The sequence below is a fragment of the Rosenbergiella gaditana genome, assembly GCF_018494065.1.
In the GTDB taxonomy this organism is placed as follows: Bacteria; Pseudomonadota; Gammaproteobacteria; order Enterobacterales; family Enterobacteriaceae; genus Rosenbergiella; species Rosenbergiella gaditana.
In genome coordinates this window covers 98,344-111,071 of the sequence record NZ_JABBFR010000006.1, presented here as the reverse complement: position 1 = coordinate 111,071, position 12,728 = coordinate 98,344, and the positions used below count along the sequence as shown (strand labels likewise).

9 protein-coding genes and 1 pseudogene are annotated in these 12,728 nt (G+C 47.2%); 9 read left to right on the top strand and 1 reads right to left on the bottom strand.

Annotated features, from left to right (window positions below; translation table 11 throughout):
• Positions 1-19 precede the first annotated feature (19 nt).
• On the bottom strand, positions 20-1,237 hold the full coding sequence (locus tag HH682_RS06340) for a pyridoxal phosphate-dependent aminotransferase (RefSeq protein WP_214236751.1): 1,218 nt from the start codon (positions 1,235-1,237) through the stop codon (positions 20-22).
• 822 nt (positions 1,238-2,059) lie between these two features.
• Between HH682_RS06340 and HH682_RS06335 the strand changes: the two genes are divergently transcribed.
• From HH682_RS06335 to nuoI, 9 genes and pseudogenes are all read left to right on the top strand, one after another.
• On the top strand, positions 2,060-2,986 hold the full coding sequence (locus HH682_RS06335) for a LysR substrate-binding domain-containing protein (protein ID WP_214236750.1): 927 nt from the start codon (positions 2,060-2,062) through the stop codon (positions 2,984-2,986).
• A gap of 491 nt (positions 2,987-3,477) precedes the next feature.
• A complete protein-coding gene (locus HH682_RS06330) occupies positions 3,478-3,921 on the top strand; it encodes an NADH-quinone oxidoreductase subunit A (RefSeq protein ID WP_048912317.1) in 444 nt (147 codons plus the stop codon).
• A 12-nt stretch (positions 3,922-3,933) separates the two neighbouring features.
• Positions 3,934-4,614: a NuoB/complex I 20 kDa subunit family protein gene (locus HH682_RS06325; RefSeq protein ID WP_071430808.1), complete on the top strand. Its 681-nt coding sequence runs from the start codon at positions 3,934-3,936 to the stop codon at positions 4,612-4,614.
• A gap of 87 nt (positions 4,615-4,701) precedes the next feature.
• Positions 4,702-6,515 (top strand): annotated as a pseudogene (gene nuoC, locus HH682_RS06320) (NADH-quinone oxidoreductase subunit C/D).
• A gap of 2 nt (positions 6,516-6,517) precedes the next feature.
• Positions 6,518-7,033: an NADH-quinone oxidoreductase subunit NuoE gene (gene nuoE, locus HH682_RS06315; protein ID WP_214236748.1), complete on the top strand. Its 516-nt coding sequence runs from the start codon at positions 6,518-6,520 to the stop codon at positions 7,031-7,033.
• Positions 7,034-7,035: 2 nt separating this feature from the next.
• A complete protein-coding gene (nuoF, locus tag HH682_RS06310; protein ID WP_214236803.1) occupies positions 7,036-8,376 on the top strand; it encodes an NADH-quinone oxidoreductase subunit NuoF in 1,341 nt (446 codons plus the stop codon).
• 92 nt (positions 8,377-8,468) lie between these two features.
• Positions 8,469-11,192 (top strand): NADH-quinone oxidoreductase subunit NuoG, encoded by a 2,724-nt coding sequence (gene nuoG, locus HH682_RS06305; RefSeq protein ID WP_214236747.1) that lies wholly within the window; start codon positions 8,469-8,471, stop codon positions 11,190-11,192.
• Positions 11,189-12,166, top strand: a complete 978-nt coding sequence (gene nuoH, locus HH682_RS06300) for an NADH-quinone oxidoreductase subunit NuoH (protein ID WP_214236746.1) — start codon at positions 11,189-11,191, stop codon at positions 12,164-12,166. Before nuoG ends, nuoH begins: the two co-directional genes overlap by 4 nt.
• An 11-nt stretch (positions 12,167-12,177) precedes the next feature.
• Positions 12,178-12,720 carry an NADH-quinone oxidoreductase subunit NuoI gene (nuoI, locus tag HH682_RS06295; RefSeq protein WP_071430795.1) on the top strand — a complete coding sequence of 181 codons (543 nt, stop codon included), beginning with the start codon at positions 12,178-12,180 and terminating at the stop codon, positions 12,718-12,720.
• Positions 12,721-12,728 lie beyond the last annotated feature (8 nt).

The window sequence follows — 12,728 nt, the reverse complement described above, 5'->3', positions numbered from 1 at the left end:
GCGTCTTAGTGAACAATAATTATTGATGGTAGTGACTGAGAAAGCGACCAAACTTATTAATCGCCATTTCTAAATCATCGACCCTTGGCAGGGTGACGATCCGCACGTGGTCAGGCCAAGGCCAATTGAAGGCAGTACCTTGTACCAACAGTACTTTCTCCTGTAAAAGGAAATCGAGCACCATTTTTTGGTCATCATAAATATTGAATTTTTTGATATCAATTTTTGGGAACATGTATAAAGCACCCTGGGGTTTCACGCAGCTTACCCCCGGTATTTGGTTAATCAGTTCCCAGGCACGTTCGCGCTGCTGGTAGAGGCGACCATCAGGAGCGATAAACTCACTGATACTTTGATAACCGCCTAAGGCAGTTTGAATTGCGTGTTGAGCTGGAACATTAGCACACAGGCGCATGGAAGCCAGCATTTCGAGGCCTTCTATATAACCTTTTGCATGTTTTTTAGGCCCATTCAATACCATCCAGCCTTGACGAAAACCGGCAACACGGTAGGTCTTAGAAAGACCATTAAACGTGACCGTTAACAGGTCTGGGGCTAAGGCTGCAATGGAGTGGTGCTGGGCTGCATCATAAAGAATTTTGTCATAAATCTCGTCAGCAAAGATGATGAGATTATGCTCGCGTGCAATCTTAACCACTTCAATCAGTAGCTCTTTACTGTACACCGCACCTGTTGGGTTATTTGGGTTAATAATCACAATCCCACGGGTACGTGGGGTGATTTTTGCACGAATATCATCAAGATCAGGGAACCAATCGCTGCTCTCATCGCAGAGGTAGTGGACTGCTTTACCACTGGATAGTGATACGGCAGCAGTCCACAGCGGATAGTCTGGCGCGGGTACTAGCATCTCATCGCCAGTGTTTAAAAGCGCCTGCATAGACTGCACAATAAGCTCAGAAACACCGTTACCGATATAAATATCTTCAACGGTCACATCACGCATTCCCAGTGCCTGGTAGTGTTGCATGATTGCTTTACGTGCTGAGTAGAGACCTTTTGAGTCGGAGTACCCTTGTGAAGTCGGAAGATGTTTAATGACATCGACTAAAATTTCGTCAGGTGCCTCAAAACCAAAAGGAGCAGGGTTGCCAATGTTCAACTTAAGTACTTTATTACCTTCTTCTTCAAGCCGCTTAGCTTCTTTTAATACTGGGCCACGAATATCGTAACAAACATTCTCTAATTTGGCGGATTTTTCTATTTTTATGCTCATCGGCTTCATCTCGGCTTTAGGAACAGGGAATGGCACTGCAAATTTTTAGTAAATGTACTCCGGTCAGGCAGTTAAATGAAGTGCCTCTGTGATGTCAACGCTGATTACAGAAGGGAAATCTAAAGATCTAGTGTTTTATGCTGAATTTACCAATTTATATTGCATTTTATATCGACAGTGTGTGGCGGATGGTTACTCGTAATGTTCAAGGTTTATACAACTAGTTATCTATTTAATTATAGAAAGCCTCAAATTTTAAACTGTCGTAAATACTTGATGAATTTTTATAAGAATTTTTGGAATTACTTTTAATAAGATTTTTAACAGGGTGATCAAAAGAATTAGCTAAGATTTATATGTTTATTTATTAATTTGTCTTAAAGGTTTTTGATTTATTAGTTATTAATAATTTAAGGTTAAAAAATTAATCATTATATGATTTCTTATAAGTCTCGGTATTAGGGGGAGTAACAACGGTTTAGAGCAATATTATATGAACTAAGTCAAAGAAAGTTCATTTTTATTGAAAAATGATTCCAATTCATGGCTAGAAATGATTAAGTCGAATTAACAAATTAAATCTTATCGTAGAAGGGGCATTAACTTAATTTTTTTGTCTACTATAGACAATTCATTATTCCTGATGGCCGATAACGATGAGTAAAAGAGAGTGCTACTCACCAAGCATGGCGGATAACCCTGATCAACTGTTTGGAAAGCGTTTGAGTTGACGCTATTGAGTCATTTTAAAAAAAGTAGTCACTCTCGACCAGTAATAAACAACACCAGTAAGTATTAAAATAAAATTAAAAGTGAATAATTATGACAAACCATAACAATACATCGATCAATCTCGATCTTGATCTGCTTCGTACTTTTGTTGCGGTAGCCGATTTAAATACTTTTGCTGCAGCCGCGGTAGCGGTGTGTCGAACGCAGTCTGCAGTCAGCCAACAGATGCAGCGATTGGAGCAAATTGTAGACCGAGAACTTTTTGCACGTCATGGACGCAATAAACTCCTCACAGAACATGGCATACAATTATTGGGCTACGCTAGGAAGATACTCCGCTTCAATGATGAAGCCTGTGCTTCATTGAAATACAGCAATGAACAAGGAAAGCTTATAGTTGGTGCAACCGAAGATACATCGGAGAGTTTATTACCTTTCGTGCTCAATCGAATTACCGCACTTTATCCAAGCCTGGAAGTGGAAGTCCGTATCAATACAACAGAAACCATACTGTCACTGCTTGATCAGCAGGAAATTGATGTTGCCTTAACAACGCAGGGTGATACGCGTTTTGAGCAACAAGTCTTACGTACCTCACCGACACTTTGGTTTTGTGCGGCCGATTTTGCTATCACGGCGGGTGAGGCTATTCCTCTGGTAATCCAAAATGAGGGAGAGCTATTCAGAGAGATTGCGATTAATGCACTCGACGAACATCAGGTGCCATGGCGTTTAGCTTATGTCGCAAACTCAAAAGCTGCCATAAATGTTGCGGTGAAATCAGGCTTGGGCGCAACAGCTAGGCCAGCTGAAATGCTAAACCCTGAACTGCGTGTATTAGGGACAGCGGAAGGATTACCTCTGCTTTCAGATACGCAGTATCTATTATGCCGTCTCCCTATGGGTGAAAAAGCCTTTGTCCAATCGCTATTCAACGTATTGGCGCCCGCGCCTGATACTGTTCATCGTTTAGCGGAGATTCCAAGCTCAGAGACTGACACGGATGAGTCGAACTAAAGCGACGTGGATAGCCTTGTAAAAGCTTGTGTCTTTGACGGTAGAACACTGTTATCTGTCATCATTGACGACACGAGTCACTACATGGTCTTAGGATCTTGGACGGTTCGATTGCTCCTCCAAGTACGAGAGGAGCAAATTACCTTTTTGATGATAAATCAGGTGAAATTATGAGTCAGATCAATAAAACCTTAGTTATTGTACGTGAAAATTCTTATAGACCTGCCACACTTATTTGAGATTTCTTGAAAATTTTTGATAGAGATCTAAGGTTAAGTCTTTACATTTCATGTTCGTCAATTGTTAAAAAATATTTATATTTATTCACTTAGGTTGACAAAAGGTTGTAAAAAGGAGTAAAAAAAGCCAATAAAAATACTGTTAATATTGTTATTTAACAGACATAGCTAAAAGGTGTTACACCTTCCGTAAACTTTTGTGGTCACTCCTTGCGCAGTTTTGCGAACTGTCATCACACTTGAAGAGTAAGCATGAGTATGTCAACCACTACTGAAGTAATCGCTCATCACTGGGCTTTTGTCGTTTTTGTCGTCATCGCTTTCGGACTCTGTGCCTTCATGTTAACCGGTGGTTGGTTACTGGGTGGGCGCGCCAAAGGTCGACACAAAGATACACCTTTCGAATCAGGTATCGAACCTGTTGGCTCTACACATCTTCGCCTCTCTGCAAAATTTTATCTTGTCGCGATGTTCTTCGTCATTTTCGACGTTGAAGCACTATTCCTCTATGCTTGGGCCACCTCCGTTCGCGAAAGTGGCTGGATAGGCTTCGCTGAAGCAACAATATTTATTCTTATCTTGTTAGCTGGATTAGTTTACCTCGTGAGAACGGGTGCACTTGATTGGGCGCCAGCACGTCGTCGTATTGTCGTCAAATCAGAGAACGGACGCGGCAATTCTCCTCAAAAGTCATAGAGAGGCATTAAGATGGATTACACACTCACCCGCGTCGATCCCAATAGCAATGGTGAGAACGATCGCTATCCTTTACAAAAGCAGGAAATCGTAAGCGATCCTCTTGAACAACATGTCCATAGAAGCGTTTATATGGGCAAATTGGAGCATGCGCTCCACGATATGGTGAACTGGGGTCGTAAAAATTCCCTATGGCCGTATAACTTTGGCCTCTCCTGTTGCTATGTTGAAATGACTACCTCGTTCACTGCGGTGCATGATGTAGCCCGCTTCGGAGCGGAAGTTATGCGCGCCTCACCGCGTCAAGCTGACTTTATGGTTATCGCTGGTACGCCTTTCACTAAAATGGCACCGGTTATCCAACGTCTTTATGACCAAATGCTTGAGCCTAAATGGGTTATCTCAATGGGAGCCTGTGCTAACTCCGGCGGCATGTATGATATCTATTCGGTGGTGCAAGGCGTTGATAAATTCCTACCAGTAGATGTTTATATTCCGGGTTGTCCTCCTCGTCCTGAAGCCTATATGCAAGCGCTTTTACTCTTGCAGGAATCAATCGGCAAAGAGCGCCGGCCACTTTCTTGGGTAGTGGGGGATCAGGGCGTCTATCGAGCTAATATGCAATCGGAACGTGAACGTAAACGTGGCGAGCGTATTGCCGTAACAAATTTACGTACCCCAGACGAAATTTGACCCGAAACCATTAGGCGGCGTTTGGAACTATAACAATAACTCTCTCGCCTAATGGCTGCCTTCTTTGTCGTGCCAATACAGGCCGAAATGGTGAACAATGTATGACAGATATCAACACGCAACAGCAAAATCCCGCTGCTTGGCAGACACAGGATCACCTTGATGATCCTGTGATCGGTGAGCTGCGTAATCGTTTTGGGCCTGACGCTTTTACGGTCCAACCCACGCGTACCGGAATCCCTGTAGTTTGGGTACGCCGCGAGCAACTGCTCGAGATTGTCAGTTTCCTGCGACACGTTCCTAAACCTTATGTCATGCTTTATGACCTGCATGGTGTCGATGAGCGGTTAAGAACACACCGTCAAGGACTACCGGAAGCGGATTTCTCGGTGTTTTATCACTTTATTTCGATTGACCGTAATCGCGATATTATGCTGAAAGTTGCTCTGCTTGAGCGCGATCTGACTCTGCCAACATTGACCAAGATCTTCCCGAACGCGAATTGGTACGAACGCGAAACCTGGGAAATGTTCGGAATGACCTTTGACGGGCATCCTCATCTTACACGCATCATGATGCCTGATACCTGGACCGGACACCCTTTACGCAAAGATTATCCCGCGCGGGCCACCGAATTCGATCCTTTTATGCTGACGAAAGCAAAAGAGGATATGGAGATGGAAGCGTTAACCTTCGACCCTGAAAAGTGGGGAATGAAACGCGGGACCGCCAATGAGGACTTTATGTTCCTTAACTTGGGACCGAACCATCCCTCTGCGCACGGTGCGTTTCGTATCATTTTGCAACTCGACGGTGAAGAAATCGTTGATTGTGTACCGGATATTGGCTACCACCATCGTGGTGCTGAGAAGATGGGCGAGCGTCAATCATGGCACAGTTACATCCCTTATACCGACCGAATTGAGTACCTAGGCGGTTGTGTTAACGAGATGCCATACGTTCTGGCGGTCGAGAAACTGGCTGGGATTACTGTGCCGGAGAAAGTTGACGTCATCCGCGTAATGCTTTCTGAACTTTTCCGTATCAATAGTCACTTGCTCTACATCTCTACCTTTATCCAAGACGTCGGTGCCATGACCCCGGTATTTTTTGCCTTTACTGACCGTCAGAAAATTTACGATGTTGTGGAAGCAATTACCGGTTTTAGGATGCATCCAGCGTGGTTCCGGATTGGCGGCGTGGCCCATGATTTACCGAAAGGCTGGGAGCGTTTGCTGCGTGAATTCTTAGATTGGATGCCTAAACGCCTTAAAGAGTATGACAAAGCTGCTCTACGTAACTCTGTATTGATTGGACGTTCGAAAGGGGTCGCCGCCTACAACCAAGAAGAAGCATTACGTTGGGGCACCACTGGTGCGGGTCTTCGTGCAACGGGGCTGGACTTTGATGTGCGTAAATGGCGGCCTTACTCAGGCTATGAAAACTTTGATTTCGAAATCCCTGTTGGTGACGGTATCAGTGATGCCTACAGCCGTGTTCAGCTGAAAATGCAGGAGATGTGGCAATCACTGCGTATTCTTGAGCAATGCCTGAAGAATATGCCTGAAGGGCCTTTCAAAGCGGATCATCCACTGACAACGCCACCCCCGAAAGAGCGTACGTTACAGCATATCGAGACCTTGATTACTCACTTTTTACAAGTGTCATGGGGTCCAGTGATGCCAGCTAATGAATCGTTCCAAATGATTGAAGCGACCAAAGGTATCAACAGTTATTACTTAACCAGTGATGGCTCGACCATGAGTTATCGCACCCGGGTTCGTACTCCTAGTTTCCCTCATCTGCAGCAGATCCCTTCAGTGATCAATGGCAGTTTGGTGTCAGACCTTATCGTCTATCTAGGCAGTATTGATTTTGTTATGTCAGATGTGGACCGCTAATTATGCACGATCAAACCATTTCAATTAAAACTATCGAGACTCAACCAGAATTTATGCTGAGTGATTTCGAACAGCAGGCGATTGAGCATGAAAAGCACCATTATGAAGACCCGCGTGCTGCCTCGATTGAAGCGCTAAAAATTGTTCAAAAGCAGCGGGGCTGGGTTCCTGATGGTGCCATTAACGCTATTGCTGAGGTATTAGGTATTCCGGCCAGTGATGTGGAAGGTGTGGCGACTTTTTACAGCCAAATCTACCGTCAACCAGTGGGACGTCATGTTATTCGTTATTGCGACAGCGTGGTCTGCCATATTACCGGTTACCAAGGTATTCAAGCGGCATTAGAAGAAACCTTACAGATCAAACCCGGGCAAACCACGACAGATGGCCGCTTCACCCTATTACCGACGTGTTGCTTAGGTAATTGTGATAAGGGGCCGACGATGATGGTCGGTGAACACACTCATGTGCATTTGACACCCGAGTCCATCGCCTCGCTTCTGGAGCAATACTCATGAGCATCAAAACCATTATCCGCACAGCGGAAACGCATCCACTGACGTGGCGTCTACGTGACGATAAACAACCGGTCTGGCTCGATGAGTACTGTGCTAAAAACGGGTATGCCGGGGCGCGTAAAGCATTAGGCGGGATGGCTCCCGATGAAATCGTGGCATTGGTTAAAGATTCCGGCCTGAAAGGGCGTGGTGGGGCAGGGTTCTCTACTGGCTTGAAATGGAGTCTGATGCCAAAAGATGAGTCGATGAATATCCGCTATCTGCTCTGTAATGCCGATGAGATGGAACCCGGGACTTATAAAGATCGCCTTCTGATGGAACAAATGCCACACCAATTGGTGGAAGGTATGCTGATCAGTGCTTTTGCACTTAAAGCTTATCGTGGCTACATCTTCTTGCGTGGCGAATATGTTGAAGCGGCTGAAAATTTGCGCCGTGCGATTGAAGAGGCGAAGCAAGCTGGTCTATTAGGCGAGAATATCCTCGGAACCGGTTTTAATTTTGAACTCTTCGTCCATACGGGCGCAGGACGTTATATCTGTGGTGAAGAGACCGCACTGATTAACTCCCTTGAAGGGCGTCGAGCGAACCCGCGTTCTAAACCGCCATTTCCCGCGAGCGCAGGTGTGTGGGGTAAACCGACCTGTGTGAATAACGTTGAAACGCTGTCTAATGTTCCCGCCATCTTAGCCAACGGTTTGGAGTGGTACAAAGGGTTATCTACAAGCGAAGATGCCGGGACCAAAATGATGGGCTTCTCAGGACGGGTAAAAAACCCTGGATTATGGGAACTGCCTTTTGGGGTTACCGCGCGAGAAATTTTAGAAGATTATGCCGGCGGCATGCGCGATGGGTTACGCTTCAAAGCTTGGCAACCGGGTGGGGCAGGGACTGACTTTTTAACCGAGAGTCACTTAGACCTGCCTATGGAGTTCGCCAGTATTGGTAAAGCGGGGAGCCGCTTAGGGACTGCGCTGGCGATGGCGGTTGACCATGAAATTAACATGGTTTCCTTAGTCCGGAATCTGGAAGAGTTCTTCGCACGTGAGTCTTGTGGTTGGTGTACCCCTTGCCGTGATGGTTTACCGTGGAGTGTCAAAATTCTGCGTGCGTTGGAGCAGCGTAAAGGTCAACCTGGCGATATTGAAACGCTAGAACAACTGTGTCGTCAGCTTGGGCCGGGGAAAACGTTCTGTGCCCATGCTCCAGGAGCAGTAGAGCCGTTACAGAGTGCGATCAAATACTTCCGCGAAGAGTTTGAAGCGGGTATTGCTCCGCAAGTATTTGGCAATACACGCAGTATCAGCGGAATTCAGCCGAACTTATTAAAAAGCCGTTGGTAGTTCGCTCGCCCTTCAAGGGCAGTGACCACACAAAAATAAGTATTAATCTTTAACGCTCGCGTCAAACCGAGCCTTACTTGAGCATGTTGACTATGGCTACAATTCATGTAGACGGAAAAGATTATCAGGTGGATGGGGCAGAGAACTTGCTACAAGCTTGTCTCTCCATGGGCCTCGATATTCCCTATTTTTGCTGGCATCCAGCGCTGGGTAGCGTCGGTGCATGTCGTCAATGCGCGGTAAAGCAGTATCAAAATGCGGAAGATACCCGTGGACGTTTGGTCATGTCATGTATGACACCCGCCGCCGACGGAACCTTTATTTCGATTGATGATGCTGAAGCGCGTGAATTCCGAGAAAGTGTAGTGGAGTGGTTGATGACTAACCACCCACATGACTGTCCAGTGTGTGAAGAGGGCGGTAACTGTCACCTTCAAGATATGACCGTGATGACCGGCCATAACTTCCGTCGCTATCGTTTCACCAAACGAACCCATCAAAACCAAGATTTAGGGCCTTTTATCTCTCACGAGATGAACCGCTGTATTGCCTGCTATCGCTGTGTGCGGTACTACAAAGATTATGCAGGCGGGACTGACCTTGGGGTTTACGGTGCGCATGATAATGTCTACTTTGGTCGTACCGAATCAGGCACCTTAGAGAGTGAATTCTCTGGCAACCTCGTCGAAGTGTGTCCTACAGGCGTATTTACCGATAAAACACACTCCGAACGTTATAACCGTAAATGGGATATGCAGTATGCACCGAGCATCTGTCATCAATGCAGCATCGGCTGTAATACGAGTCCCGGTGAGCGTTATGGCGAACTACGTCGAATAGAAAACCGCTTTAATGGTAGCGTTAACCACTATTTTCTCTGTGACCGCGGCCGTTTTGGTTATGGTTATGTGAATCGTGAAGATCGTCCTCGTCATCCACAACTGCGCCATGGCGAAAATTGGGTGACGATGAATGCCGAGCAAGCGATCACTGCCAGTGCCGATTTACTGCGCCAAGCGAAACGTGTGGTTGGCATTGGTTCTGGACGCGCCAGCGTTGAAAGTAATTTTGCCTTACAACAACTGGTTGGCTTAGATAATTTCTCTACCGGTATGCCAGCTGATGAGCAGCGTCGGGTCGAGTTGATCATCGATATTCTGCAAAACCGGGGACTGTATACGCCGTCACTGCGTGAAATTGAGCAGTACGATGCCGTCCTTGTATTAGGCGAGGACCTGACGCAAGTCGGCGCACGTGTCGCACTTTCCGTGCGTCAAGCGGTGAAAGGTAAGGCACGTGAATTAGCCGCGGCTCAGAAAGTGGCTGACTGGCAGATCGCCGCTATTCTCAATATCGGGCAACATGCTAAGCACCCGCTCTTTATGACCACGGCACAACCGACACGTCTTGATGATATTGCCGCGTGGAATTACTGTGCGGCAGTGGAAGATCAAGCCAGACTCGGATTTGCTGTTGCGCATGCCATCGATGGTTCAGCACCTGCAGTGGATGATTTCGATGCTAGCTTAACGGCGAAAGTTGACGTGATTGTCCAAGCATTAAGTGGCGCCAAAAAACCGCTTATCATTGCTGGCACGCACGCCGGTAGTGATGACCTCCTGCATGCCGCCGCAAACGTTGCCCAAGCGCTGAAGGCGCAAGGTAGCGAAGTCGGTATTACGCTGCTGGCCCCACAAGCCAATAGTATCGGGCTTGGGTTACTGGGCGGTAAACCGCTGGAATCGGTGTTGGATCTCCTTGCCGAGGGTGAGGCCGATGCGGTGGTGGTGATGGAAAATGATCTTTACCGTCATCTTCCTGCTAGGGTTGTCGATGCCGCGCTCACTCGCGCTGAACAGGTGCTGGTGCTTGACCACCAAGCAACGCCAACCTTGGCGCAAGCTTCAGTTATTTTATCTGCGGCCAGTTTCGCCGAAGCGGATGGCACCTTGATCAACCAAGAAGGTCGAGCGCAACGTTTCTTCCAAGTCTATGACCCAGCCTACTATGACACCACGGTGACTCAACTTGAGAGTTGGCGTTGGCTTCATGCCTTGGATCGAGCAATTAATCGTCGGGAAACCGATTGGTCACAGCTGGACCATGTCATTGATGCTGTGATTGCGGAAAAACCTTTCCTCAACGCCATTAAAGATGCTGCGCCCGATGCGTCATTCCGTATTCGTGGTCAGAAACTGGCACGTTCACCGCACCGTTCAAGCGGTCGTACGGCGATGCGCGCCAACATCAGTGTGCATGAACCGCGTCAGCCGCAGGATAAGGACACTATGTTCGCCTTCTCAATGGAAGGTAATAACCAGCCTCAGGCTCCGCGCTCACAAATTCCGTTCGCCTGGTCGCCAGGTTGGAACTCACCGCAAGCATGGAATAAATTCCAAGACGAAGTGGGGGGGCACTTACGCCACGGTGATCCAGGCGTACGTTTGTTTGATGGGCAAGGCCATGGTGGAGAGTGGTTTACCGCGATTCCTGCGGCTTATCGTCCACAAGCGCAATGGCGCGTCGTGCCGTTATGGCGTCTGTTTGGCAGTGAAGAACTCTCTCAACGCTCTGAGGTCTTTTCACAGCGTGCCGCCCCTGCGGAAGTGGTGTTACACCCAGAGGATGCGCAAAAGCTTGGGCTGCAAGCAGGTCAATCCGTCAATTTACAAGCTCTAGGCGTTGGATTGACATTACCTTTACGTCTTTCTGAAACCTTATCACAAGGGCTGGTTGGACTTCCGGTTGGAATGCCAGGTATTCCCCCTTATTTAAGTGGAGCAGAGGTGGAGATGTTGCAGGAGGCACAAGCATGAGCTGGTTCACACCTGAAGTGATCGATGTCATTCTGCAAGTCGTAAAATCTGTCGTGATTTTACTGGTGGTCGTGGCGTGTGGCGCATTTATGAGTTTTGCTGAGCGTCGTCTGTTGGGCCTGTTCCAGAACCGTTACGGACCTAACCGTGTCGGCTGGGGCGGTTCATTACAACTCGCGGCAGATATGATCAAAATGTTCTTCAAGGAAGACTGGGTACCTCCTTTTACCGATCGTGCTATTTTCACCATGGCTCCGGTCATTGCGTTTGTCTCCTTGTTACTAGCCTTTGTGATCGTACCTGTCTCGCCAACGTGGAAAGTGACTGATTTAAATATTGGCTTACTGTTTTTCCTGATGATGGCGGGTTTAGCTGTATACGCTGTGCTATTCGCGGGATGGTCAAGTAATAACAAGTACTCGTTACTGGGTGCAATGCGTGCTTCTGCGCAGACCTTGAGTTACGAAGTGTTTCTTGGGTTATCGTTAATGGGCGTTGTCGCACAAGCTGGTTCGTTCAATATGACGGATATCGTCAACAGTCAGACACACTTATGGAATATCATCCCGCAATTCCTCGGGTTCGTGACTTTCTGTATTGCGGGCGTCGCGGTCTGTCACCGACATCCTTTCGATCAGCCAGAAGCCGAGCAAGAACTGGCTGATGGTTATCACATCGAATATGCCGGGATGAAGTTTGGCTTATTCTTCGTCGGTGAGTATGTAGCCATCACAACCGTTTCCGCGCTTATTGTCACCCTGTTCTTCGGGGGCTGGCATGGGCCTTGGTTACCGCCGTTTATCTGGTTTGCCTTGAAAACAGCCTTCTTTATGATGATGTTTATCTTGATCCGTGCGGCGTTGCCCCGTCCACGTTATGACCAGGTAATGACTTTTGGTTGGACAGTATGTCTGCCGCTGACTTTATTGAATTTACTGGCGACCGCTGCCGTCATTCTCTATAGCGCGCAGTAAGGAATAACACCATGAAAATAAAAGATATAGTGGTGGGTTTTGGAACCCAAGTCCGAAGTATTTGGATGATAGGGATGCATGCCTTCGCCAAGCGTGAGACACAGATGTACCCGGAAGAACCGGTTTATTTACCGCCACGTTATCGTGGACGGATTGTGTTAACGCGCGATCCCGACGGTGAAGAGCGTTGTGTCGCGTGTAACCTGTGCGCTGTTGCGTGTCCAGTGGGATGTATCTCGCTGCAAAAAGCCGAGATGGACGATGGCCGTTGGTATCCCGAATTCTTTCGTATCAACTTTTCTCGCTGTATTTTCTGTGGTTTATGTGAAGAAGCTTGTCCAACGACTGCTATTCAGCTGACGCCAGATTTTGAGCTGGGAGAGTTCAAGCGCCAAGACTTAGTCTATGAAAAAGAAGATTTATTGATTTCAGGTCCAGGTAAATACCCTGAATATAACTTCTATCGTATGGCGGGAATGGCGATTGAAGGTAAAGAGAAGGGCTCTGCAGAAAACGAAGCCAAACCTATCGATGTGAAAGGCTTATTACCCTAAGGAGTCGG

Bases quoted from the DNA above. Each gene is read 5' to 3' on its own strand.
- nuoI (WP_071430795.1), top strand. From the start codon at position 12,178: ATGAAAATAAAAGATATAGTGGTGGGTTTTGGAACCCAAGTCCGAAGT.
- HH682_RS06340 (WP_214236751.1), bottom strand. From the start codon at position 1,237: ATGAGCATAAAAATAGAAAAATCCGCCAAATTAGAGAATGTTTGTTAC.
- HH682_RS06330 (WP_048912317.1), top strand. From the start codon at position 3,478: ATGAGTATGTCAACCACTACTGAAGTAATCGCTCATCACTGGGCTTTT.
- nuoE (WP_214236748.1), top strand. From the start codon at position 6,518: ATGCACGATCAAACCATTTCAATTAAAACTATCGAGACTCAACCAGAA.
- HH682_RS06335 (WP_214236750.1), top strand. From the start codon at position 2,060: ATGACAAACCATAACAATACATCGATCAATCTCGATCTTGATCTGCTT.
- nuoH (WP_214236746.1), top strand. From the start codon at position 11,189: ATGAGCTGGTTCACACCTGAAGTGATCGATGTCATTCTGCAAGTCGTA.
- nuoG (WP_214236747.1), top strand. From the start codon at position 8,469: ATGGCTACAATTCATGTAGACGGAAAAGATTATCAGGTGGATGGGGCA.
- HH682_RS06325 (WP_071430808.1), top strand. From the start codon at position 3,934: ATGGATTACACACTCACCCGCGTCGATCCCAATAGCAATGGTGAGAAC.